The sequence below is a fragment of the Rhodococcus sp. MurmanLake-1 genome (assembly GCF_056945715.1).
In genome coordinates this window covers 820,887-843,721 of record NZ_JBWZNF010000001.1, presented here as the reverse complement: position 1 = coordinate 843,721, position 22,835 = coordinate 820,887, and the positions used below count along the sequence as shown (strand labels likewise).

Below are 22,835 nucleotides of genomic sequence, written 5' to 3'. Positions count from 1 at the left end.
TACGACCATCCATCATCGCCGAGCCAAGTGAGCCATGACCAACAGCGAAGTACGCGTCCGTTTCTGTCCGTCACCCACCGGAACCCCGCACGTAGGTTTGGTGCGCACCGCCTTGTTCAACTGGGCATTCGCACGACACCACGGCGGCACGTTCGTGTTCCGTATCGAAGACACCGATGCGCAGCGCGACAGTGAAGAGTCCTACCAGGCCATCCTCGACGCCCTCCGCTGGTTGGGGCTCAATTGGGACGAGGGCCCGGAGGTCGGTGGGCCGCACGCACCGTATCGCCAGTCCGAGCGTCGCGACCTGCATCTCGACGTCGTTGCCAAGTTGCTGGCCGCGGGCGAGGCCTACGAGTCCTACTCGACCAATGAAGAGGTCGAAGCGCGACACAAGGCGGCCGGACGCGACCCGAAGCTCGGATACGACAACTTCGATCGCGACCTCAGCGACGAGCAGCGCGCTGCCTACGTCGCCGAGGGTCGCAAGCCGGTCGTCCGCCTCCGGATGCCCGATCACGACCTGACGTGGAACGACCTGGTTCGCGGCGAGACCACGTTCAAGGCAGGCACCGTTCCGGACTTCGCGTTGACTCGCGGGAACGGTATTCCGCTGTACACGCTGGTCAACCCCGTCGACGACGCGTTGATGAAGATCACTCACGTACTGCGCGGTGAGGACCTGCTGTCCTCGACCCCGCGTCAGCTCGCGTTGTACGAGGCTTTGATCCGCATCGGTGTCGCCGATTTCACACCGTCGTTCGGGCACCTGCCGTTCGTGATGGGTCAGGGCAACAAGAAGCTTTCCAAGCGCGATCCCGAGTCCAACCTCTTCATTCACCGCGATCGGGGCTTCATTCCCGAGGGACTGCTGAACTACTTGGCTCTGCTCGGGTGGAGCATTGCCGACGATCACGATGTCTTCTCACTCGACGAGATGGTTGCGGCCTTCGACGTCTCCAAGGTCAACTCCAACCCTGCCCGCTTCGACCAGAAAAAGGCCGACGCGATCAATGCCGAGCACATTCGCTTGCTCCAGCCGGCCGACTTCGCGGCCCGCCTGAAGTCGTTCCTGGTGGAGCACGGCCACATCAGCGCCGACGTCGATGAAGCCACGTTCACTGTTGCGGCGGACCTCGTGCAGACGCGCATCGTCGTCCTGTCCGACGCGTGGGATCTGCTGAAGTTCCTGTTCGTCGACGAGGCGTCGTTTGCGCTCGATCCGGCCGCGGCGGCAAAGAACCTGAAGGAAGACGCTGGTCCGGTTCTGGACGCGTCTCTTGCGGCGCTCGAGGCCACCTCGGAGTGGACTGCGGCCAGTATCGAGGAAGCACTCAAGAAGGCCCTCATCGAGGATCTGGAGCTCAAACCGCGTAAGGCCTTCGCTCCGGTTCGGGTCGCGATCACCGGCTCTCACATCAGCCCTCCGCTGTACGAGTCGATGGAATTGCTCGGTCGTGAGGTCTCGATTGCTCGGTTGCGCGCCGGTAGGGCAGCGGTAACCGCCTAGATCGGACTGTCTTCCGGCCGAAAATGAAGCAAAAACCTCCCGTGACCATACGATTTGGTATTTGGGGCAGGGGTACTGGTAATCTTCTTTTCGGCCGGAGACGAGCCGCCGAGCACAACAGCGAAGCGGATCGGGCAAGGCTGGTGAGCAAGACCTTGGGGTATGGTGTAATTGGCAACACAGCGGTTTCTGGTACCGCCATTCTAGGTTCGAGTCCTGGTACCCCAGCGGAAATCCGGTCGATTTTGTGGCCGGACTCAGACAAGCTAAGCTTGCTGAGCATCCAAGAGCAAGACTGAATACCACGTTTAAAAGCGTGTCCTGGCCCCGTCGTCTAGCGGCCTAGGACGCCGCCCTCTCAAGGCGGTAGCGCGGGTTCGAATCCCGTCGGGGCTACAAAGGAAAGACCCTCCGATCATTGATCGGAGGGTCTTTTCGTATGTATGGGAAATGTTTCCGGCGATGCGAAAAACGATCACCCCCAGTCGAATTCGACTGGGGGTGATCGTCATCTCACTCTGTTGTCCGCGATCGGCTATCCGCTCTTACGGCGAAACTCTCGCTTGTGATCGGCCGGGCCATGCGTGTTGTGGACCTTGGACTGTCCGTCGCGATGGTCGGTCGATTTGGCGTTCTGATGATTCTTCCGTTCGAGGGCTTCACGGAACTTTCGTTTGGTTTCCTCCGATTGGGATTCGGGTTCCGACGGGGTGTTGCTGTCGAGATCGCTCATATGCTCACTCCTTGTTGTTGGGCCTGTTGGTGAAACTACGCCGGCCCGAATTCGAAAGCTCGTGAATTTCGCTTCACGAATCTCGGGGTCTACGGCGATGGTGCAGTAGAACCGGAAAGAGGCATCGCAGGCATCCCGAGCTTGCGGTGATCCCACGAACGAGTTCGATCGGGAACGAACCGTACCGCGACGCGCTTGTGGAGCATCGCGTCGACGGCCGGGCGGAGATCCTCCGTGTACGGGCCCGTGTATCGCTCCCAGACACTGATTCCCACGGCAAAGAGAGCCCCCGGATCCTCGACGATCACTCCGGTGCCCTCCATCGAGACTCCTCGCAGCGTGTCGTACGTCAGACCGTCTTCGATCAGGACGGACATACGGGTGTCCCGGCGAAGATTGACCGCCTTCTGCGACTTGGCTTTGGTTTCGAACCAGATTTCGCCGTCGACTATCGCGAACCACATCGCGATCAGGTGAGGCATTCCGTCGGCGCTCAACGTCGCCATCGTTGCCGTACGGCTCTTTTCGACGAAGCTCGAAATTTCGGCCTCGGTCATCGTGATCTGACTACGCTGCTTTCCTGCCATGGTCGCGTCGTACTCCTACGTGCTCGAGGATCTGAAGGCCTTACTGTGTCACGAATTACAGACGCTTGTGGAGCGCTTCGGCAGCTGCGAGAAGGTCCGCCGCCCAGCGGGCTCCCGGTCGTCTACCCATCCGATCGATGGGGCCGGAGACCGAAATCGCGGCAATGACAGCGCCTGCCGAGTCTCGGACAGGAGCCGCGACGCTGGCGACACCCGGCTCACGTTCGGCTGCACTCTGTGCCCAGCCGCGCCGGCGAACCTCGAGGAGCACTCGTTCGCCGAACGACGCATCGGCGAGAACGGTCCGTTGGGTTTGTGGATCTGCCCATGCGAGAAGGACCTTGGCGCCGGAACCGGCATTCATCGGCAGCCTGGCCCCGACGAGAACTGTGTCGCGAAGGCCCGTGGGCGGTTCCATCGACGCAACGCAGATGCGTTGGGTGCCTTCCCGGCGGTACAGCTGGACGCTTTCGCCGGTGATTTCGCGAAGGCGGGGGAGGATGAGTCCGGCCGCAGCAATGAGTGGATCATTAGCGGTGGCAGCGAGTTCGGCGAGTCCGGGCCCTGGGCACCACTGACCATCCGAGTCGCGTGTGAGGAGTCGATGGACTTCGAGACCGACGGCGAGTCTATGGGCGGTCGCGCGCGGCAAACCGGTTCGTGCACAGAGTTCGGTGAGGCTGCACGGTTCCTCAGCTACTGCATGAAGAACGCCCATTGCTTTGTCCAGGACGCCGATGCCGCTATGCTGTCTCATAGGTCGATACCAGTTTCTCGCATAGTGGGATGATAGCGCATTTCCTGGTGGACTAGCGCATTTGCTGAAGGGCTAGTGCATTTCCTAGGGGCAGTCTGCATCTGCTGCGAGGGCTGGGGACCTACTTCACGCGCGGCGGGCCAGCCCGTAGTCCGCCGACGCGAGGCTACGTACAGAGGTGGAAGACATGGCACAGAAAGCACGCACTCTCGCCGAGAAGGTGTGGGACGACCACGTTGTCGTGAAAGGGGAGGGGCAGGATCCCGACCTCATCTACATCGATCTCCACCTCGTTCACGAAGTGACGAGCCCGCAGGCATTCGACGGACTTCGCTTGGCCGGACGCCCGTTGCGCCGTCCCGACCTGACGATCGCCACCGAGGACCACAACGTTCCGACGATCGACATCGACAAGCCGATCGCCGATCCCGTGTCCAAGACTCAGGTCGACACCTTGCGCCGAAATTGCGAGGAGTTCGGAGTTCGCTTGCACCGCATGGGCGATCTCGATCAGGGCATCGTGCATGTGGTCGGACCGCAGCTCGGCCTGACTCAGCCGGGAACCACCGTGGTGTGCGGCGACAGTCATACGTCGACGCACGGCGCATTCGGTGCGCTCGCAATGGGAATCGGCACCAGCGAGGTCGAGCACGTGATGGCGACGCAGACATTGTCGTTGCGCCCCTTCAAGACCATGGCGATCACGGTCGACGGCGAGCTGCCTCCTGGCGTCACGAGCAAGGACTTGATCCTGGCAGTCATCGCCAAGATCGGCACCGGCGGCGGCCAGGGCTACGTCCTGGAGTACCGCGGCGAGGCCATTCGCAAACTGTCGATGGAAGCTCGTATGACCATCTGCAACATGTCGATCGAGGCCGGAGCCCGTGCTGGCATGATCGCACCGGACGAGACCACTTACGAGTTCATCAAGGGCCGTCCGCATGCACCGTCGGGCGCAGAGTGGGACGAAGCCGTCGCCGCGTGGGAGTTGCTCAAGACCGACGAGGGCGCCGAATTCGACAACGAGGTCCACATCGACGCAAGCGCATTGACGCCTTTTGTCACGTGGGGAACCAATCCGGGACAGGGTGCACCGCTCGGTGACCGAGTGCCCGATCCGGAACTGATCGTCGACGAGAGCGAGCGTCAGGCTGCCGAGAAGGCGCTCACCTACATGGGTCTCGACGCCGGCATGGCGCTTCGGGATGTTGCTGTCGACACCGTCTTCGTCGGTTCGTGCACCAACGGACGCATCGAAGATCTGCGCGCGGTGGCCGAGGTGCTCGAGGGTCGCCATGTGGCAGAGGGCGTTCGGATGCTCATCGTTCCCGGCTCGATGCGGGTGCGTGCTCAAGCCGAAAGTGAAGGTCTCGGTGAAATCTTCACGGCGGCAGGGGCCGAATGGCGCCAGGCCGGTTGCTCGATGTGCTTGGGAATGAACCCTGACCAGCTTGCTCCCGGCGAGCGTTCGGCATCGACGTCCAACCGGAATTTCGAAGGCCGACAGGGTAAAGGCGGTCGGACCCATCTGGTTTCCCCGCTCGTCGCGGCTGCCACTGCGGTCCGCGGAACGCTCTCGGCACCGGCCGATCTGGTCTGACCCACTTACCATCTCGAGGAGAATTTCGATGGAATCCTTTACCACGCACAAGGGTATCGGCGTCCCGCTGCGACGCTCGAATGTCGATACCGATCAGATCATCCCTGCCGTGTACCTGAAACGGGTGACGCGCACGGGATTCGAGGACGGGCTGTTTGCAGGCTGGCGCACCGACCCCAACTTCATTCTCAATCTGGCTCCGTACGACAAGGGAAGTGTCCTCGTAGCCGGTCCCGATTTCGGCACGGGCTCTTCGCGTGAGCATGCCGTGTGGGCTCTCTCCGACTTCGGATTTCGGGTCGTCATCGCTTCCCGGTTCGCCGACATTTTCCGCGGGAACGCCGGAAAAGCCGGTCTCGTGGCGGCACAGGTCGAGCAGAGCGACGTCGAATTGCTCTGGAAGTTGCTCGAAGAGCAGCCCGGACTGGAATTGACAGTAGATCTCGAGAATCGGACCGTGAGCGCCGGAACTACGGTGGTGCCGTTCAATATTGACGACTACACACGGTGGCGTCTGCTGGAGGGTCTCGACGACATCGGACTGACATTGCGGCAGGTAGAAGCGATTTCCGAGTTCGAAAAGTCAAGGCCTTCATGGAAACCGACTACCCTTCCAGCCCGAATTTCGCAGGGCTGAACCGAAATCCGCAACTCCGCGCGGGAAGAGAAATAGGTCACCATTTCGCAGTCACGTTGAATGAGAATTGGCGTGGCACATAGACTCTTGCCGTTATCAGGTTTACCGTGGTTCTCAGTCGGTCCGACGGTGGACCACAATTAGCGGAGGAATTTCAATGAACAAGGCAGAGCTCATCGATGTTCTGACTGAAAAGCTGGGTTCGGACAGGCGCACAGCGACCGACGCAGTGGAGCACGTCGTGGACACCATCGTCCGCGCCGTCCACCGTGGCGAGAGCGTGACCATCACCGGCTTCGGAGTCTTCGAGCAGCGTCGTCGTGCAGCACGTGTTGCACGCAACCCGCGTACGGGCGAGACCGTCAAGGTCAAGCCGACGTCGGTTCCGGCTTTCCGTCCGGGTGCGCAGTTCAAGGCTGTTATCGCTGGTGGACAGAAGCTTCCGGCCACCGGCCCGGCAGTCAAGCGTGGCGTAGCAGCACCGGCCACCAAGGCTGCAGCCAAGAAGGCTGCTGCCAAGAAGACCGCAGCCAAGAAGGCTCCGGCAAAGAAGGCTCCGGCCAAGACCGCAGCCAAGAAGACGGTTGCCGCGAAGGCTCCCGCCAAGAAGGCTCCGGCCAAGACCGCAGCCAAGAAGACGGTTGCCACCAAGGCTCCCGCCAAGAAGGCTCCGGCCAAGACCGCAGCCAAGGCTCCGGCCAAGAAGGCTCCGGCCAAGAAGGCTCCGGCCAAGACCGCAGCCAAGAAGGCTCCGGCCAAGAAGGCTCCGGCCAAGCGCGGAAAGTAGTCGCGTTCGGGTGAAAAACCCGATGCCGTAAGACAAAGAGGTGCAGCCGCGGATCTGATCCGCGGCTGCACCTCTTTTTGCTGTCTGGGAGAAGTGTGAATTCTCCTGTGTTTCAGTGCTTTGCAAAACTACCGAATCGAACTGGGGCCGGTTGGTCCAAATCCCTCAGGAGTTGGCGACTTTGGGGAGCGGGCTGTCGAGGTGATCGGCGGCGACGAGACGGCCGTCGAGGAACGAGAGCACCCAAGTGCTCGCCTTACGGTTGCGTGCAGAGGGCAGTGTTACACCGGCCGTATCAGCCCACCAGCGCATCAAATCGGGGATGACGCCTCCTTGGCTGCAGATCACTGGAGTGCCCTCCAGTGCGGCGATCTGCAGCGCACGTGCCCGAGCGGCGTCGGGATCGGCCTCGTAACCTTCTTCGGTCAGAAGAGGTTCCGTCGAAATCTCGACACCCAATGCCTCCGCCAACGGCATTACGGTGTCGATGCAGCGCGTACGGTCAGCCGCGAAAACCGAATCGGCTCCGAAGATTTTCAGCTGTTCGACCAAGGCGGCGGATTGCTCTTTGCCCTTGGCGTCGAGTGGACGCAAATTGTCGTCGCCCTTGTACCGCTTACGGCTTCCAGCCTTTGCGTGGCGGACGAGTAATACCGTTTTCGTATCAGGCCGAATGGAAACGAAGCGGCGAAGAATCATTCGATCCATCGGGTAGGAAAGATGATCGGCGACCTCGGCGACCGGAAGCCAATAGAGAACATCTACTTCGTTATTCGGCCCGAAATCTCCGTCTACTGCTTCGGCCGACCAGTATTCGACTCGTTTGAGTTTGCGATGTCCCGGGATCGGGTACGTCACGCCACCGAGGTGCCTTCCGAAACGTCCGGTGATCGAGGTCTCTTCGCGGACCTCGCGAACTGCTGCGGTCAAGAAGGTCTCGCCTGGATCGAGCTTTCCTTTGGGGAATGACCAGTCGTCGTACTTCGGTCGATGTACGACGGCGATCTCGATGGCGGAAGGATCCTGGGGAGCCTTCCGCCACAGAACCGCGCCTGCGGCAAAGATGTTGGCTTTGACCGGCTTGTCGCTCATGGTGTGATCCGAGCCCGTCAAGACCCGCTGGCGGTGCGGCTGCGCATCAACGACTGTTGATGCTCACGTACGTCCTCACCGCGTTCGGGAGCAGCGACCCAACTGCCGTCCGGATGCAGTACCCAGCAGCGAGTTCGCGGATCGAGCGCGGAATCGAAGATGTCACCGAGTTGCTTCGACAGTTTCGGATCCTTGACCTGCACCATGACCTCGACGCGGCGATCGAGGTTGCGGTGCATCATGTCTGCGCTGCCGATCCAGAATTCGTCGGCCGAGCGGAAATGGAACATTCGCGAGTGTTCGAGGAACCGCCCGAGAATGGAACGTACTTCGATGTTTTCGCTGAGGCCCGGAACACCCGGCTTGAGCGCGCAGATTCCGCGGACCACGATCTCGACGGGGATACCGGCCTTGGACGCGCGGTACAACGCGTCGATGACCTGCTCGTCGACCAATGCGTTGGCTTTCAAGCGGATACCGGCATCGCGGCCTGCAAGCTTGTGAGCGATCTCGTTGTCGATCCGCTCGATGATCCCGCGGCGAACCCCGTACGGCGCAACGAGAAGGTTGCGGTAGCTCGTCTTTCGGGAGTATCCGGTCAGCGAGTTGAAGAGGTCGGTGAGGTCAGCACCGATCTCCGGTGCTGCGGTGAGCAATCCGACGTCCTCGTACATGCGCGCGGTCTTCGGGTTGTAGTTGCCGGTGCCGATGTGGCAGTAGCGACGAATTGTGGAACCTTCGCGCCTGACGACGAGGCACGTCTTGCAGTGAGTCTTGAGACCGACGAGACCGTAGACGACGTGAACGCCGGCCTGCTCGAGTTTGCGTGCCCACTTGATGTTGGCCTGCTCGTCGAAGCGGGCCTTGATCTCCACGAGGGCAACAACTTGCTTGCCGGCCTCGGCGGCGTCGATCAGTGCGTTGACGATGGGGGAGTCGCCCGAAGTTCGGTACAGGGTCTGCTTGATCGCGAGCACCTGCGGGTCGGCCGCGGCCTGTTCGATGAAGCGTTGAACGCTGGTGGAAAACGAGTCGTAAGGGTGGTGGACGAGCACGTCGCCCTCGCGCAGGGTCGAGAACACACTCTTCGGTGTCTCACGCTCGCCGAACGCCGGATGCGTCGCCGGGACGAACGGAGCGTCCTTGAGCGCCGGGCGATCGACGGCGTAAACCTGCCAGAGGCAGGACAAGTCGAGGAGCCCGGAAACTTCGATCACGTCAGCCGGATCGACGTCGAGTTCACGCAGAAGCAGTTCGAGCATGTGCTCGGTCATGTCGTCGGCAACTTCGAGGCGAACGGGCGAACCGAAACGACGACGCGCCAATTCACGTTCGAGTGCCTGCAGCAGATCCTCGTCCCGATCCTCTTCGACCTCGAAATCAGCGTTGCGTGTGATTCGGAAGGCGTGATGTTCGACGATTTCCATTCCGGGGAACAGCACGTCCAGATGAGCCGAAATCAGTTCTTCCATCGGGAGGAACGAATCGATGGTGGACGAAGACGTCGTGCTCTTGACTCGCACGAACCGGCCGACGTTGTCGGGAACCTTGACGCGAGCGAAGTGTTCGCCGCGGGTGACGGAGTCCTTCACTGTCACGGCGAGGTTGAGGCTCAGTCCGCTGATGTAGGGGAACGGGTGGGCGTGATCGACTGCCAACGGCGTCAGTACCGGGAAGACCTGCTCGTGGAAATGCGCCGAGAGCCGGCCGTGATCGTCGGCGCTGAGGTCGGCCCATCGAACAATTGAAATGCCTTCTGCCGCCAGGGCAGGGCGGACCGAGTCGAGAAACACGTGTGCGTGCTTGTCGGCGAGTTCCTGGGTGCGACGCGCAATGAGCGCCAATTGTTCGCGTGGGGAGAGGCCGTCGGCGGACCTGACCGACAGTCCCGTCTCGTCGCGGCGCTTGAGTCCGGCGACCCGGACCATGAAAAATTCGTCGAGATTGGAAGCGAAGATGGCGAGGAACTTTGCGCGTTCGAGCAACGGCAGTGACTCGTCGGCAGCCAATGCGAGAACACGGGCATTGAAATCGAGCCAGCTGAGTTCGCGGTTGAGGTAACGATCCTCGGGAAGTCCGACGAGCAATTCGGGTAGCTCTGCCTTGGTAGCTGCAGGGGGAGCGCCCGGGATGTTGGTGGCGACCGCGACGGCCTGAGATCGCGGGGAGGTGGCCGCGCCGTTCTCGTGCCGGCCGGAGCTGTGGTCTCCGTCCGACTGGTCTTCGGAAATACGGTTTTCGAGTGCTTCGCCATTGCTCACTCGTCGATCATCCCTCACAATCGCGCGGTCCGACAATCGATGAAAGAAAATTCATCGACTGTTCGACGGCGTGGCCTTGAGTCTGGTCAACGAAGCCAATGTCGCGGGGCCTACTCCCAGTGCGCGCACGGTGTCGAGGTCGGCGTGGGTGTCGACGTCGGTGCGCAGTCCCGGCCATTGGCCTTTGAGTGGACGAGCACCTGAATTAGCATGTCCCCGTGCGGATTCCGGACCGAATCGAGGGTCGAGCGCACTCTCGCCACACGAAAAGAGTGCCGAGGTGCCGGTGCCGTGGTGATCGACGACGACTGAACGTCCACCGCTTCGGGCGGCGGCCACGGCCTCCGTCAGTTCGCTCGGTTGCATCGCGGGCAAGTCGGCTTGCAGCACAACGAGGTCGACCACTCCGCGTTTGGCTCGGATATCGGCGGCCGCTGCACTCAACGCTGCGTTGAGGGTTTCCTCCGCGCGTGGTGAGGCGCCGTTGGTCAGCGAGATGCTGGGTGCTGGATCGGCGTAGACCGTCACGCCGACGGAATACGCAAGAGCGGCAACGGTCGGGTCTGGGGTGACCACCGTGACGGTGTCGATGGCAGAGACGGCGGCAACGGTCGCGAGGGTGTCGTGAAGCATGGCCAACACGAGGTCTGCACGCGCGTCCGCGTCGAGTTCGCCCGCGAGCCGGGACTTGGCCGATCTCAAGGACTTGACGGCCACTATCGCATGCATGGGGCGTTCGATCTCCGTGCGCGCATGCGGTGTCTCCACGACGTGTGGGTACGGGGGTTCCGCGCTGTCCATCCCTCGATCTTGCCAGTCATCACGCTCGGTGTCCGCGGCTGCCCACCGCAGTGCACCACAGGCGATACTCTGTGCAGACGATTTTTCTGGCGGCGACCCGCTTCGCCGGGTAGACGGGGTGAGCGTGTGAGTAAGGCAGCTGTATTGGGCGCAGGTTCGTGGGGAACAGCGTTGGCCAAGGTGATGGCCGAGGCCGGAACCGACGTGACGATGTGGGCCAGGCGTGAAGAGGTCGCGAAGCGCATCGACACCACGCACGAGAACAGCGACTATCTGCCAGGCATTGCTTTGCCTTCGTCGATTCGCGCGACCCACCACCACGAGGAGGCGATGGCAGGCGCTGACTTCATCGTGCTGGCGGTTCCCTCGCAGTCGCTACGGGGAAACCTGGAGCAGTGGAAAGGCTCGATCGGACCCGATGCGACTCTGCTGAGTCTGGCCAAGGGAATCGAGACCGGGACGCTCATGCGCATGAGCCAGGTCATCGTGTCGGTGACCGGCGTGGAACCGGGGCGCGTCGCGGTGCTCTCGGGCCCGAATCTTGCACACGAGATCGCCAGCGGGCAGCCAGCGGCCACGGTGATCGCCTGCTCGGATTCCTCGCGTGCCCTCGCTCTCCAGGATGCTTGCGCTACCGGCTATTTCAGGCCGTACACCAACTCCGACGTCATCGGTTGCGAGATCGGTGGCGCGTGCAAGAACGTGATCGCGCTGGCCTGCGGCATGGCCGCCGGTAGTGGATTCGGCGACAACACGGTTGCCAGCATCATCACCCGTGGTCTCGCCGAGACGATTCGGCTCGGTGTCGCGCTCGGCGCCAAGGCGTCGACGCTTGCAGGCTTGGCGGGCGTCGGTGACCTGGTCGCGACCTGCACGTCCGAGTTGTCGCGAAACCGGACGTTCGGAGAGCGACTCGGACGGGGCGGGTCGATGGAGTCGGCACAGAAGGCAACCAACGGTCAGGTCGCCGAGGGCGTGAAGTCGTGTACGTCGGTACGCGCACTCGCTGCCGGCTACGACGTGGAGATGCCGTTGACCGACGCGGTCCATCGGGTGTGCCACGAAGGCATGGCCGTCAGCGATGCGATCGGTCAGTTGCTCGGACGCCGGACGAAGCCGGAATGAGTGAAATTAATGTGAGTGATTTCGAGGGTTACGGGGATTCGACGCGCAGTGTGAGCGCCGTTGCGCGCGAACACGCTGCGGGTCAGCCCATGCAGCTGGGTCCGATATTTGCTGCGCCGTACCAACTTTCGGTGGACGAAGGCTCCGAGTCCGATACCTATGCTCGAGCGTCGAACCCGGGTTGGCGCGGACTCGAATCGGCGCTCGCGGCGCTCGAAGGAGCGGACCACGCACTCGTCATGGGGTCGGGGATGTCTGCGATCACCGCGACCTTGCGCAGCGTGCTCGTCGCCGGGGATATCGTCGTCGTGCCCTCGGACGGGTACTACCAGGTGCGGTTGTACGCGAACGAACGGTTGGCTCCGTTGGGAATCACCGTTCGCGAAGTCTCGACCCTGCAGATGGGCGACGCGAGTTTCGGGGAACTGCTCGACGCGTCACCGGGTCGCGTGGTCGTCGTCGCCGAGACGCCGTCCAACCCGGTGCTGGACGTGGTCGACCTTCGCGTGCTCGCCGACGTGTGTCACCGATCGGGCGCGCTGCTGATCGTCGACAACACGACTGCAACACCGCTGGGGCAGCGCCCGCTCGAATTGGGTGCCGACGTCGTGGTGGCCAGCGGTACCAAGGCACTCAGCGGGCACAGTGACCTCCTGATGGGTTACGTCGCTACTTCCGATGCGGCGGTGAGTCAGCTGATCGAGCGTGAGCGACTTCTTTCGGGAACAGTGCTCGGCCCCTTCGAGACGTGGCTTGCGCACCGGAGTCTCGGCACGGCAGGCCTGCGATTCGGGCGTCAGTGCGACAACGCGCTGGCCCTGGCCGAGATGTTGGCTGGACACAAAGCGGTCCGGTCCGTTCGTTATCCCGGCCTTCGCGGTGACCCGTCCTACACAACGGCATTCGGTCAGATGAAACGATTCGGCGGATTGGTGAGCGTCGAGTTGGATTCGGCTCAAGCATTCCACTCGTTCGTCGAAGCGAGCAATCTCGTCACGGCCGCCACCAGCTTCGGTGGGATCCACACGACGGCGGATCGTCGTGCGCGCTGGGGCGATCCGGTCAGTGCGGGTTTTGTCCGAATCGCTTGTGGCATCGAGGACACCGCCGATCTCCTGGCCGACATCGAGCGCGCGCTCGACGCGTGAGCGGACCACGTCGATGATTTCCGGCCCGGCCCGATCGCGTGCCGAAGTCGATTCGGCGGTACGGTTTGACGCGTGAACAGCAGCCGTACCCGCGTGGCCGTGATCTTCGGTGGCCGGAGCAATGAGCATTCAGTGTCCTGTGTTTCCGCCGGAAGCGTCCTGAGCAACCTCGACCCTGATCGGTACGACGTCGTACCGATCGGCATCACAGTCGACGGTTCCTGGGTCCTCGGGTCGAGCGACCCCAGCTCCCTCGCGATCAGCGGGCGCGCGTTGCCGTCGGTCGACAAAGACGGAACGTCGGTGGTCCTCAGCGCGGACCCCACCCGCGAGGGCGAGGTCATCTCCTTCGACGGCTCCGACGCCGGTGCTGTGCTCGCGTCGGTCGACGTCGTTTTCCCCGTTCTGCATGGGGCTTACGGCGAAGACGGCACCATTCAGGGATTGCTCGAACTTGCCGGGGTTCCGTATGTCGGACCCGGAGTCCTGGCCAGCGCCGCCGGCATGGACAAAGAGTTCACGAAGAAGCTTCTTGCCGCTGAAGGGCTTCCCGTCGGAGTGCAGGTCGTGCTTCGACCGGGAATCGCAACGCTGACCGAAGAGCAGAAGGCGGAGTTGGGCCTTCCCGTGTTCGTGAAGCCCGCTCGTGGTGGTTCGTCCATCGGCATCACCCGGGTGAGCAATTGGGACGGTCTGGACGGGGCGATCGCTCATGCGCGCCTGCACGATCCCAAGGTGATCGTCGAAGGCGCGATCATCGGCCGTGAGGTGGAATGCGGCGTCCTCGAATTCCCGAACGGTGACGTCAAGGCGAGTGTGGTCGCCGAGATCCGGATGCCGGATTCCGACACCGATTCGGACGCGTTCTACGACTTCGACACCAAGTACCTCGACGACGTCTGCGAATTCGACATCCCCGCAAAACTCGACGAGTCGGTGAGCGACCAGATCAGGGAGCTTGCAGTCCGCGCGTTCAAGGCACTCGATTGCCAGGGACTCTCGCGGGTCGATTTCTTCGTCACGGCTGACGGCCCGGTGATCAACGAGATCAACACGATGCCCGGGTTCACTTCCATCTCGATGTATCCGAAGATGTGGAACGCTACCGGAATCGATTACCGCACTTTGATTTCGACACTGGTCGACACCGCCATCGCTCGCGGTACCGGACTTCGCTGATCAGGGAACTGCGACCGGCGCCGGGTCGAGGGGCTTCTGTTCGAGAGTCGCCGTGATGGTGTCGGAGATCTCCTGAATCGGCGTCGGGCCGGTCCCGTCGGGGATCGTGATACCGATGTACTCACCGCGGTCTACGGCAAACCAAGTGCTCGCAGCCAGACCGACGTCGGTTCCCGAGACCTGGAACCATTGGACACCGTTCACAACCTGTAGTGCTGCAGCCTGGTCGAACTCGGTCGGACGGTCGAGCCCGCAGCGCAACACGATCGGCTCACCTTCGCTGCGCTGCCAAGCTGCCGCTCCAGCCGGAGCAGGGTCAACCAACTCGGCTTTCGTGAAGTCGTCGATCTTGTCGGGGAGCGCACCGAGGAGGGAAACGCAGGCCTCCGACTCCGCTGCCGGTGCCGGTACGGGTCCCAGCGCTACCGGCGAGAGTTCAGGGTTGTTTCCCGCGACGACGGCCGCGATCACCACTCCGACGATCAGGGCTACCGGGAGCGCGATGGCGGTGGCGATCAGCGCCGGACTGCGGCGCTCGGACGGATCGTCGTCGCTATCGGGGTCGATGTCGGCGTTGTCTGCGGTGGAGGTGTTTTCTGCCATGCTCAGTTCTTCGCTCGGGTCCTGGTCCAGTCGATCAGCGGTCTCGTCACTTCTGAGGGCACGTCGGTGAATCGGTAGGATTGCCGACACACGCGTGAGCTTGCAGAAGCATTCACGACCACAGCTAGAAGGTACCGCAGGCCGCTTACGAGCGAATTGCGTCGGCATTGGAGACACTCATCGCATCATCGGAGTTCGCTGCATCATCGGAGTTCGCTGCATCATCGGAGTTCGGGTCAGAGCACACTGTTGAACAGGTGGGGGAGTTCGACGTGATCGCGCGATCTCTGGTCGGCCGAATCCAACCGGTCACCACCGAATTGGGGCCGGGTGACGATGCCGCGATCGTGACGTCCGGAGACGGCCGTGTGGTCGTCTCGTCCGACATGCTGGTCGAAGGTCGGCATTTCCGAATGGATTGGTCTTCGCCACGCGACATCGGCCGAAAGGCAGTGGCACAGAACGCTGCGGATGTCGTCTCGATGGGAGCGCGGCCGACGGCATTCACCGTGTCCCTGGGATGCCCGCCTTCGACTCCGGTCGACGTGATCGACGCAATCTCCGCGGGAATCTGGGACGCGGCAACTGATCTGGGGGCCGGTGTGGTCGGCGGTGACCTGGTCCAGTCGCCGGTGGTCGTGGTGTCGGTGACCGTGCTCGGCGATCTCGGTGGCCGTCCGGCAGTTCTGCGTTCGGGAGCAAAGATCGGTGACAAGATCGCGGTCGCCGGGTTGTTCGGTTGCTCGGCAGCAGGGTTGGCACTACTGCTCGACGAAGCCGTATTGCTCGACGAATCCGAAAGCTTTCCAGATCTGCTTGCCGCTCATCGTGTTCCGAATCCGCCGTATCAATCGGCATGGGACGCCGCAGAATCAGCACATTCCATGACGGACGTATCCGACGGATTGATCGCGGACCTTCGACATCTCGCAGAGGCCTCGCACGTGCGGTTCGACATCGTCTCGGCCGCGGTTCCCACCTCACTCGATGTCGCATCGGCGGCCGAGGCGTTCGACGTCGATCCGCTGGACTGGATCCTCTCCGGTGGTGAAGATCACGGATTTGCAGCAACTTTCGAGTCTGAGGTCGAGATTCCGTCGGGTTGGACTGTGATCGGTGAGGTTGTGGCCGGTTCCGGCGTGAGCGTCGACGGTTCGCTTCGCGAGAGCGGTGGGGGCTGGCACAGCTTTTCGACCACCGGCACCACCGCGGTATAGGTTGCTTTCATGGCTGTATATGCACTTGGAGACAGAGTTCCGGACATTCATCCGGACGCATACGTTCACCCGGACGCGGTGGTGATCGGCGCCGTGACTCTCGCGGCGGGCACCTCGATCTGGCCGCAGGCGGTATTGCGTGGTGACTACGGAACCATTTCGGTGGGAATCGGATCCAACATCCAGGACGGAACTGTCATCCATTGCACCGCCATCGATGCGACTGTCATCGGTTCCGGTTGCGTCGTGGGCCACAACGCGCACATCGAGGGGTCGACCATCGAGGACCACTGCCTGATCGCATCGGGATCCGTGGTTCTCAACGGAACGGTGATCGGGACGGGGTCGATCGTCGCCGCGGGTGCGGTGGTGGCCAACAAGATGCAAGTTCCCCCGCGCAGCATGGCACTCGGTGTGCCCGCCAAGGTCCGTGCGGGATACGAAGTTCCGCTCGGCCACCTCGACGGAAACGTCAAGATGTACGCAGCCAATGCGGCGTACTACCGCGACGCGTTGCGCAGGCTCGACTGATGGCGCCGCTTGCAGAGATCGTCGATCCAGGGTGGGCGCGGGCACTCGAACCGGTCTCGGAGCAGATCTCCGCGATGGGTAAGTTCTTGCGCGAAGAGATCGCTGCGGGACGGGAGTATCTGCCTGCGGGAGAGAACGTCTTGCGTGCATTCACGAACCCGTTCGACGACGTTCGGGTGCTCATCGTCGGTCAAGATCCCTATCCGACGCCCGGTCATGCTGTCGGGTTGAGCTTTTCGGTTGCCCCGGACGTGCGGCCGGTTCCACGAAGTCTCGGTAATATCTACAAGGAGTATCACCAGGATCTCGGGTTGCCGATACCGCCGAACGGCGATCTGACGCCGTGGTCGAAACAAGGTGTGCTGCTTCTCAATCGCGTACTCACCGTGCAGCCGGGTCAAGCCGCTTCTCATCGTAAGAAGGGCTGGGAGCCGGTGACCGAGCAGGCTATCCGCGCTTTGGTGGCGCGGTCGTCACCGATGGTGGCGATCTTGTGGGGTCGTGACGCGGCCACTCTCGCGCCGATGCTGGGCGACACACCGATCATCGAATCAGCGCACCCGTCACCGCTTTCGGCTTCGCGCGGCTTCTTCGGTTCGCGCCCGTTCAGTCGTGCGAACGAACTCTTGACCGGACTCGGGGCCGACCCGGTCGACTGGAATCTGGGCTGATCGAACTGCGCCTGCACTCACCTGGCATGCCGAACGTCGTGACACGACATTCGGCATGCCAGCTGACTAGGCCTGCTTTGCGGAAGTGAAATCGGGGCGACGCTTGTCGACGAATGCGTCGACACCCTCGCGCCCGATCGGGCTGTTCGCCGCGAGGGCGATGGACGCAGCCTCGGCGTCGAGTTGCTCGGCGAGCGAGTTCGTCCGTGACGACCGCAGCAGCGCTTTGATTCCCGAGTACGACGTGCTCGGCCCGTTGGCCAAGGCGCGTGCGAGGCGAGCTGCCTCTTCCTGGACCTCGTCGTCGCCGACGAGTCGGGTGAGGATCCCCAGCCGGACGGCTTCGTCGCCACCGATCACCGAATCGTTGAGAAGAATCTCGCGAGCGCGTGCCACGCCGACGATGCGGGGGAGTGTCCACGACATTCCGCCGTCCGGGGTGAAACCGATGGAGGGGTACGCGGGGCGGAGCTTGGTGCCGGTGCCGCCGATTGCGACGTCGGCGAGGCAGACCAGGCTCATTCCGGCGCCGGCAGCCCATCCGTGGACCCCGGCCACCACTGGAGCGGTCGCGGCGTCGAGCGCGCGAACGAACACGTGGAAGACACGGGCAACCTCGGCGACGTACTCGCCGCGGTCAGGGGCTGCGGCGAACGCACGGACGTTGCCGCCGGCACAGAAGTTTGCGCCTTCGCCGACCAGAAGGATGCTCCCGATGTCGTTTCCGACTGTCTCGAGCGCCTGCGCGCCCTGAACCAGTCCTTCGTCGTCGAGGGAGGTGCCGTTGGCGGCGGTGGAAATGGTGATGCGGAGTACGCCCTCGTCGAGGGTCACTTTGCTCAGGTCATCGATGGAAGTCACTCAACGCACATTACGGGTGTCGGACAGCCATACGAAACACGGGGACACATAGAAACAGACACATAGAAACAGCTCTGCCCCCGTCACCGAAGTGACGGGGGCAGAGCCTGCAATAGTTTGTGCTCGGGCAATCAGCCCCGAGCGACCTTGCCTGCCTTCAGGCAGGAGGTGCACACGTTGACCTTACGGGTGTTACCCGGGGCAACCTCGGTACGAACAGACTGAATGTTCGGGTTCCAGCGACGATTGGTACGCCGGTGCGAGTGCGAGACCGACTTACCGAAGCCGGGCCCCTTGGCGCATACGTCGCAGACGGCAGCCATAGTCGCGAACTCCTTGTTAGAAATGAATATTGAAGTGGTTACCCTACACGGTAGGGCAGCCAGAATTACAATCCGAATATACTCGACTTCGAACCGATCCTTGACCGCTCACTGTGCAGCCGAACGTGAAAACAGTCAATCAGCAACAAACAAAGTGCAGCATTATTTCGTGTAGCCCGTTCGAGGCAACCGTGTAAGAGTAACCGCTTCCGGCCCGAATGGCCAAACCGCCCGGTAATGACGGTTGCGCAGAAGCGTCGGACTACCCTCGACTGCACCGATCACCGATCTCTTTTTCATCGTCAGTCTTTCCATCGTCTGTCTGTCCATCGTGGAGGGGAACCGTCAGTGGGGGAAGTGCAACGCGTCGCCGAAGAAGCGGAATCCGTCGCGGACGGACATCTGCTGCGGCGCTGGGCCCGCCGGGCGGTCGACAGCCTCCAGAAACGTCGCGGTGAGATCAACAGCCTCAACGTCTTTCCCATCCCTGATTCGGATACCGGCACCAACCTGTTGTTCACGATGCGGGCCGCGCTCGATTCCGCCGAGACGATCGAGGACGACGTCCGCAGTGCCGGCCGCGTCGCGAACGCGCTGGCTCGGGGCGCAGTGTCCGGTGCACGCGGTAATTCCGGAGTGATCCTCTCCCAGGTGATCCGGGGTATCGCGGAGAGCGTTCAAGGCGAGCACATCGACGGCCGGAGCTTTGCGAACTCACTGACCACGGCGACGGGACTGGCTTCTCGGGCTGTCTCCGATCTGGTGGAAGGCACCATCGTCACGGTTCTGCGCGCGTCGGGTGAGGCAGCGCAGGAGTGCGTCGACACCAAGACGCCGAGCGGCGAGGACCTTGCTTCCGTGGTTGCCGCCGCTGCCGATGCGGCTGCGATCGCGCTGAACAAGACCCCGGAGCAACTGGACGTTCTGGCGTCGGCCGGGGTGGTCGATGCCGGGGGATTCGGTCTGGTTCTGATCCTCGACGCTTTTGTCGAGGTGGTGACCGGGAAGTCGCAGGTTCGCGAGGATCTGGGGACGCCGGACCCGAGGTCGAGCGCAGTTGTCGACGTCAGCGCATTCGATCACGATTGGGCTCACAAGAGCCCGATCGAATGTGGTGATCACTCGGAACAGGATTTCGAGGTCATGTACCTCGTCGACGACTCGGACGACGATCGCATGACGGCGCTGCGCACGCGACTGTCCGTCCTCGGAGATTCGACGGTCATCGTCAGCGATGGCTTCGGTGGCTGGTCGGTGCACGTGCATTGCTGCGATGCCGGTGCAGCCGTGGAAGCCGGCCTCGAAGCCGGGAAGGTCCACGGTATTCGCATCAGCAGTTTTCTCGTCGACGAACGCGACCAGTTGGTGGCACGGGCGGAGAGGCGATTCCCGGGTGCCGGTGCCCGCGGCGTTCTGGCCGTCGTCGCCGGTGAGAGTGCGGCGGCGTTGTTCGAGAGTGAGGGTGCGACGGTTCTTCGGTGCGACGACGCGCCGGTGACACGTGCGCAACTGCTCGGCCGCATTCGTCAGATGGAGCGAAGTGAAGTTCTGGTGCTGCCGAACGGAGCCTTGACGGCTCAGGAACTGGTCGCAGTCAGTGCCGCTGCACGCGATCCGCTTCACCAGGTTCTGCTGCTGTCGACATCGTCGATGGTTCAGGGCTTGGCCGCACTTGCCGTTCACGACGCTCAACGCAACGTCGCCGACGACGGCTTCACGATGTCCGAGGCGGCGGCTGCGACGCGCTGGGGATCATTGCGAATTGCGGTCGAGCGTTCGCTGACGTACGTCGGGACGTGTGATCCGGGTGACGCGATCGGTCTGATGGGGCACGAGGTGGTGCTCATCGGTCCCGACGTCGCGGAGTCGAGTGCGCGACTGGTCGACCTCGCGCTCGGATCCGGTGGCGAACTCGTGACCCTACTCATGGGCGCCGACGCGCCGGACGACCTGGCCGGGCAGCTCGAGGCGCACGTCATCGCGCACCATCCGGGCGTCGACGTGCTCGTCTATCAGGGTGATCAGCCGGGTGACCTGTTCCAGTTGGGTGTGGAGTGATCGAATCGGGTCTGTCGGTGACTACTGATATACGAACACATGTGCTTACCGCGACACTGTGCTGGAGGAACTGATGGCGACGCTCGCCGACCCACTCGATCGGCTGCTGGGAAAGAAGACCGCGGACGCGCTCGACGAGGCATTCGAGATTCGGACGGTCGAGGACCTGCTGCGTCACTACCCACACCGGTACGCGTCGGCAGGCAAGGAACTTGCCGAGAAGGAGCCGCCCGAAGGTGAGCACATCACCATCATCGCGCGGGTGGCGTCGGCGGCGGTCGTGAAGATGAAGAACCGTCCGGGGCAGATGTTGCGAGTATCGCTCGCGACTGATTCGCAGACCGTCGACGTCACCTTCTTCAACCCGCAGAAGGTGCGGCACGTCATCAAGCCCGGCGTGCGCGCGATGTTCTCCGGGACGGTGAAGTACTTCCGCGGCAAGTGGTCTCTCACCCACCCGAGCTACCTGATTCTCCCGGAACCTCGTGTCGGCGAGGAGGATTCGGTAGTTCCGCTTGCGTCGATCAAGGGAGCCGGTGACCTTGCCGGTCTGGCTCGCGCAAACCAGGATCCCGGCGCCGAACTCGATCTGTCCGTCTTCGACCGCGCATTGATCCCGCTGTACCCGGCGACCCGCGAGGTCGAGAGCTGGACCATCATGCGGTGCGTGCGGCAAGTGCTCGATCAACTCGATCCGATCGAGGAGCCGTTACCTGACGAGACCAGGGCCGAGCACGGATTCATCGGTTTGGACGAGGCGCTGCGTACCGTTCACCTCCCGGATGCCAAGGAGGACATCGAACGATCTCAGGATCGTCTGCGTTTCGACGAGGCGCTGTCTCTGCAGTTGGTTCTCGCGATGCGTCGTCACGACAATTCCGAGCGTGTGGCACCGGCCTGCGCTCCGGTTGCCGGCGGGATCGCGGACCAGTTCGAGGAGATGCTCCCGTTCACTCTGACGGAGGGACAGCAAGCAGTCGCGGAGGAGATCTCCAGCGACCTCGCCCGCCCACACCCGATGAGCAGGCTTCTTCAGGGCGAGGTCGGGTCAGGCAAGACCATCGTGGCTCTGCGCGCGATGCTGCAGGTCGTCGATGCGGGTTATCAGTGCGCGTTGCTCGCACCGACCGAGGTCCTGGCAAATCAGCACGCGCGATCACTGCGCAAGATGATGGGCCCGCTGGCCGCAGGCGGTGAACTCGGTTCGGCCGAACATTCCACCCGTATCGCCCTTCTGACCGGCTCGCTGCCTGTCGCTGCGAAGCGCGCAGCGCTGCTCGAAGCCGTGACCGGCGATGCCGGGATCGTCATCGGTACCCATGCGCTCATCCAGGACAACGTGGAGTTCTTCAACCTCGGCATGGTTGTCGTCGACGAGCAGCACCGCTTCGGTGTCGAGCAACGTGATCAGTTGCGATCACGTGCCCGTGAAGGTCTGAGTCCGCATCTGCTGGTGATGACGGCAACGCCGATTCCGCGAACCATCGCCATGACGGTGCTCGGCGACCTCGAGGTCTCGACTCTGCGGGAACTACCGCGTGGGCGAACCCCGATCAAGAGCAGCGTCGTGCCCGCGAAGCAGAAGCCGCAGTGGGTGGATCGCGCATGGGAACGAATCCGTGAGGACGTTGCCGCTGGCCGTCAGGCGTATGTCGTGTGCTCACGCATCGGCGACGGTGAGCAGGGTGCCGGTGAGGACCAGTTCACCGAGGAGAAACAGCCCGAGACCAAGTCGGCAGTCGACGTCTTCGAAGAGCTGTCGAGTGGCCCGCTGGCTGATCTGCGAGTCGGGTTGCTGCACGGTCGACTGCCTTCCGACGAAAAAGACGTCGTGATGAGCGCGTTCAACGTCGGTGACATCGACGTCCTCGTCTGTACGACTGTCGTCGAAGTCGGTGTGGACGTTCCGAATGCGACGGTGATGGTGATCGTCGACGCCGAGCGGTTCGGCGTCAGTCAGCTCCATCAGCTGCGCGGACGAGTCGGTCGAGGCAAGCACCAGGGGCTGTGCATCCTCGTCACCGGAAGCAATCCCGGCGGACCGGCGTACGAGCGGCTCTCGGCGGTGGCAGCGACCAACGACGGGTTCGAACTGGCGCAACTCGACCTCGCGACCAGACGTGAAGGAGACATTCTCGGTGCGGCGCAGTCGGGCACAACCTCGAATCTGAGACTGCTTTCCCTCATGGCCCACGGAGACATCCTCGAGTCCGCCAGGGAGTTCGCTCAGGGAATCGTCGACTCCGATCCGTCGCTCGAGGATCATCCCGCCCTCGCTTCCATGGTGACCGCTGCCCTGGACTCCGACCGGATCGAGTACCTCGAGAAGTCGTGACGGGTATGACGACAACCTG

Annotated in this window: 21 protein-coding genes and 2 tRNA genes; 14 read left to right on the top strand and 9 right to left on the bottom strand. The window is 62.6% G+C overall.

The genetic code is table 11. The features are described 5' to 3' along the window. Positions 1 to 34 precede the first annotated feature (34 nt). From gltX to AC2ETI_RS03825, 3 genes are all read left to right on the top strand, one after another. Positions 35 to 1,510 (top strand): glutamate--tRNA ligase, encoded by a 1,476-nt coding sequence (gltX, locus tag AC2ETI_RS03835; RefSeq protein WP_019747934.1) that lies wholly within the window; start codon positions 35 to 37, stop codon positions 1,508 to 1,510. Positions 1,511 to 1,666: 156 nt separating this feature from the next. After that, a tRNA-Gln gene (locus tag AC2ETI_RS03830) sits at positions 1,667 to 1,738 on the top strand. 95 nt (positions 1,739 to 1,833) lie between these two features. After that, positions 1,834 to 1,906 (top strand) — tRNA-Glu (locus AC2ETI_RS03825). Between the two features lie 139 nt (positions 1,907 to 2,045). Here the strand turns inward: AC2ETI_RS03825 and AC2ETI_RS03820 are convergent. From AC2ETI_RS03820 to AC2ETI_RS03810, 3 genes are all read right to left on the bottom strand, one after another. Next, positions 2,046 to 2,243, bottom strand: coding sequence for a DUF5302 domain-containing protein (locus AC2ETI_RS03820; protein WP_007729345.1), 198 nt, complete (start codon positions 2,241 to 2,243; stop codon positions 2,046 to 2,048). Positions 2,244 to 2,332: 89 nt separating this feature from the next. Beyond that, a complete protein-coding gene (locus AC2ETI_RS03815) occupies positions 2,333 to 2,830 on the bottom strand; it encodes a pyridoxamine 5'-phosphate oxidase family protein (protein ID WP_069145947.1) in 498 nt (165 codons plus the stop codon). A 55-nt stretch (positions 2,831 to 2,885) separates the two neighbouring features. Further along, positions 2,886 to 3,587 carry an IclR family transcriptional regulator gene (locus AC2ETI_RS03810; protein ID WP_007729342.1) on the bottom strand — a complete coding sequence of 234 codons (702 nt, stop codon included), beginning with the start codon at positions 3,585 to 3,587 and terminating at the stop codon, positions 2,886 to 2,888. A gap of 178 nt (positions 3,588 to 3,765) precedes the next feature. On the opposite strand from AC2ETI_RS03810, the gene leuC reads away from it, so the two are divergent. From leuC to AC2ETI_RS03795, 3 genes are all read left to right on the top strand, one after another. After that, a complete protein-coding gene (gene leuC / locus AC2ETI_RS03805) occupies positions 3,766 to 5,187 on the top strand; it encodes a 3-isopropylmalate dehydratase large subunit (RefSeq protein WP_019747936.1) in 1,422 nt (473 codons plus the stop codon). Positions 5,188 to 5,215: 28 nt separating this feature from the next. Further along, complete coding sequence (leuD, locus tag AC2ETI_RS03800; RefSeq protein ID WP_019747937.1) at positions 5,216 to 5,824, top strand: 3-isopropylmalate dehydratase small subunit; 609 nt, start codon at positions 5,216 to 5,218, stop codon at positions 5,822 to 5,824. Positions 5,825 to 5,981: 157 nt separating this feature from the next. Further along, positions 5,982 to 6,611 carry an HU family DNA-binding protein gene (locus AC2ETI_RS03795; RefSeq protein WP_019747938.1) on the top strand — a complete coding sequence of 210 codons (630 nt, stop codon included), beginning with the start codon at positions 5,982 to 5,984 and terminating at the stop codon, positions 6,609 to 6,611. A gap of 165 nt (positions 6,612 to 6,776) precedes the next feature. Here AC2ETI_RS03795 and AC2ETI_RS03790 read toward each other — a convergent pair whose 3' ends face one another. The 3 genes from AC2ETI_RS03790 to cofC are packed head-to-tail and all read right to left on the bottom strand — an operon-like array spanning position 6,777 to position 10,765. Further along, positions 6,777 to 7,703 carry a bifunctional NUDIX hydrolase/histidine phosphatase family protein gene (locus AC2ETI_RS03790; protein WP_019747939.1) on the bottom strand — a complete coding sequence of 309 codons (927 nt, stop codon included), beginning with the start codon at positions 7,701 to 7,703 and terminating at the stop codon, positions 6,777 to 6,779. A gap of 17 nt (positions 7,704 to 7,720) precedes the next feature. Further along, the gene (locus AC2ETI_RS03785; protein ID WP_003942685.1) at positions 7,721 to 9,964 is read right to left on the bottom strand and encodes an RNA degradosome polyphosphate kinase; all 2,244 of its coding nucleotides are present in this window, start codon (positions 9,962 to 9,964) and stop codon (positions 7,721 to 7,723) included. Positions 9,965 to 10,015: 51 nt separating this feature from the next. Then, a complete protein-coding gene (cofC, locus tag AC2ETI_RS03780) occupies positions 10,016 to 10,765 on the bottom strand; it encodes a 2-phospho-L-lactate guanylyltransferase (RefSeq protein WP_099698029.1) in 750 nt (249 codons plus the stop codon). Positions 10,766 to 10,891: 126 nt separating this feature from the next. Between cofC and AC2ETI_RS03775 the strand changes: the two genes are divergently transcribed. The 3 genes from AC2ETI_RS03775 (at position 10,892) to AC2ETI_RS03765 (ending at position 14,217) form a co-directional block, all read left to right on the top strand. Further along, complete coding sequence (locus AC2ETI_RS03775) at positions 10,892 to 11,890, top strand: NAD(P)H-dependent glycerol-3-phosphate dehydrogenase (RefSeq protein WP_019747941.1); 999 nt, start codon at positions 10,892 to 10,894, stop codon at positions 11,888 to 11,890. After that, on the top strand, positions 11,887 to 13,038 hold the full coding sequence (locus AC2ETI_RS03770) for a cystathionine gamma-lyase (RefSeq protein ID WP_483633584.1): 1,152 nt from the start codon (positions 11,887 to 11,889) through the stop codon (positions 13,036 to 13,038). Before AC2ETI_RS03775 ends, AC2ETI_RS03770 begins: the two co-directional genes overlap by 4 nt. A 72-nt stretch (positions 13,039 to 13,110) precedes the next feature. Further along, complete coding sequence (locus AC2ETI_RS03765) at positions 13,111 to 14,217, top strand: D-alanine--D-alanine ligase family protein (RefSeq protein WP_024487352.1); 1,107 nt, start codon at positions 13,111 to 13,113, stop codon at positions 14,215 to 14,217. On the opposite strand, the gene AC2ETI_RS03760 is transcribed toward AC2ETI_RS03765, so the two are convergent. Further along, positions 14,218 to 14,910, bottom strand: coding sequence for a DUF3515 domain-containing protein (locus AC2ETI_RS03760; protein WP_078377411.1), 693 nt, complete (start codon positions 14,908 to 14,910; stop codon positions 14,218 to 14,220). A 77-nt stretch (positions 14,911 to 14,987) separates the two neighbouring features. Here AC2ETI_RS03760 and AC2ETI_RS03755 point away from each other — a divergent pair, with 77 nt between their 5' ends. The 3 genes from AC2ETI_RS03755 to AC2ETI_RS03745 are packed head-to-tail and all read left to right on the top strand — an operon-like array spanning position 14,988 to position 17,239. Continuing rightward, the gene (locus AC2ETI_RS03755) at positions 14,988 to 16,037 is read left to right on the top strand and encodes a thiamine-phosphate kinase (protein ID WP_483633583.1); all 1,050 of its coding nucleotides are present in this window, start codon (positions 14,988 to 14,990) and stop codon (positions 16,035 to 16,037) included. A gap of 9 nt (positions 16,038 to 16,046) precedes the next feature. Next, positions 16,047 to 16,568: a gamma carbonic anhydrase family protein gene (locus AC2ETI_RS03750; RefSeq protein WP_007729328.1), complete on the top strand. Its 522-nt coding sequence runs from the start codon at positions 16,047 to 16,049 to the stop codon at positions 16,566 to 16,568. Then, positions 16,568 to 17,239, top strand: a complete 672-nt coding sequence (locus AC2ETI_RS03745) for a uracil-DNA glycosylase (RefSeq protein WP_020907272.1) — start codon at positions 16,568 to 16,570, stop codon at positions 17,237 to 17,239. The genes AC2ETI_RS03750 and AC2ETI_RS03745 overlap by 1 nt, the downstream gene beginning before the upstream one ends. Before the next feature lie 66 nt (positions 17,240 to 17,305). On the opposite strand, the gene AC2ETI_RS03740 is transcribed toward AC2ETI_RS03745, so the two are convergent. Together AC2ETI_RS03740 and rpmB are read right to left on the bottom strand one after the other, a co-directional pair. After that, positions 17,306 to 18,100 carry an enoyl-CoA hydratase-related protein gene (locus AC2ETI_RS03740; RefSeq protein ID WP_019747947.1) on the bottom strand — a complete coding sequence of 265 codons (795 nt, stop codon included), beginning with the start codon at positions 18,098 to 18,100 and terminating at the stop codon, positions 17,306 to 17,308. Positions 18,101 to 18,231: 131 nt separating this feature from the next. Then, positions 18,232 to 18,423, bottom strand: coding sequence for a 50S ribosomal protein L28 (rpmB, locus tag AC2ETI_RS03735; RefSeq protein ID WP_003942669.1), 192 nt, complete (start codon positions 18,421 to 18,423; stop codon positions 18,232 to 18,234). A 348-nt stretch (positions 18,424 to 18,771) separates the two neighbouring features. Between rpmB and AC2ETI_RS03730 the strand changes: the two genes are divergently transcribed. Both AC2ETI_RS03730 and recG read left to right on the top strand, forming a co-directional pair. Beyond that, positions 18,772 to 20,481 (top strand): DAK2 domain-containing protein, encoded by a 1,710-nt coding sequence (locus AC2ETI_RS03730; protein WP_020907273.1) that lies wholly within the window; start codon positions 18,772 to 18,774, stop codon positions 20,479 to 20,481. A 73-nt stretch (positions 20,482 to 20,554) separates the two neighbouring features. Beyond that, on the top strand, positions 20,555 to 22,816 hold the full coding sequence (gene recG / locus AC2ETI_RS03725; RefSeq protein WP_483633582.1) for an ATP-dependent DNA helicase RecG: 2,262 nt from the start codon (positions 20,555 to 20,557) through the stop codon (positions 22,814 to 22,816). The last annotated feature ends 19 nt before the right edge of the window (positions 22,817 to 22,835 follow it).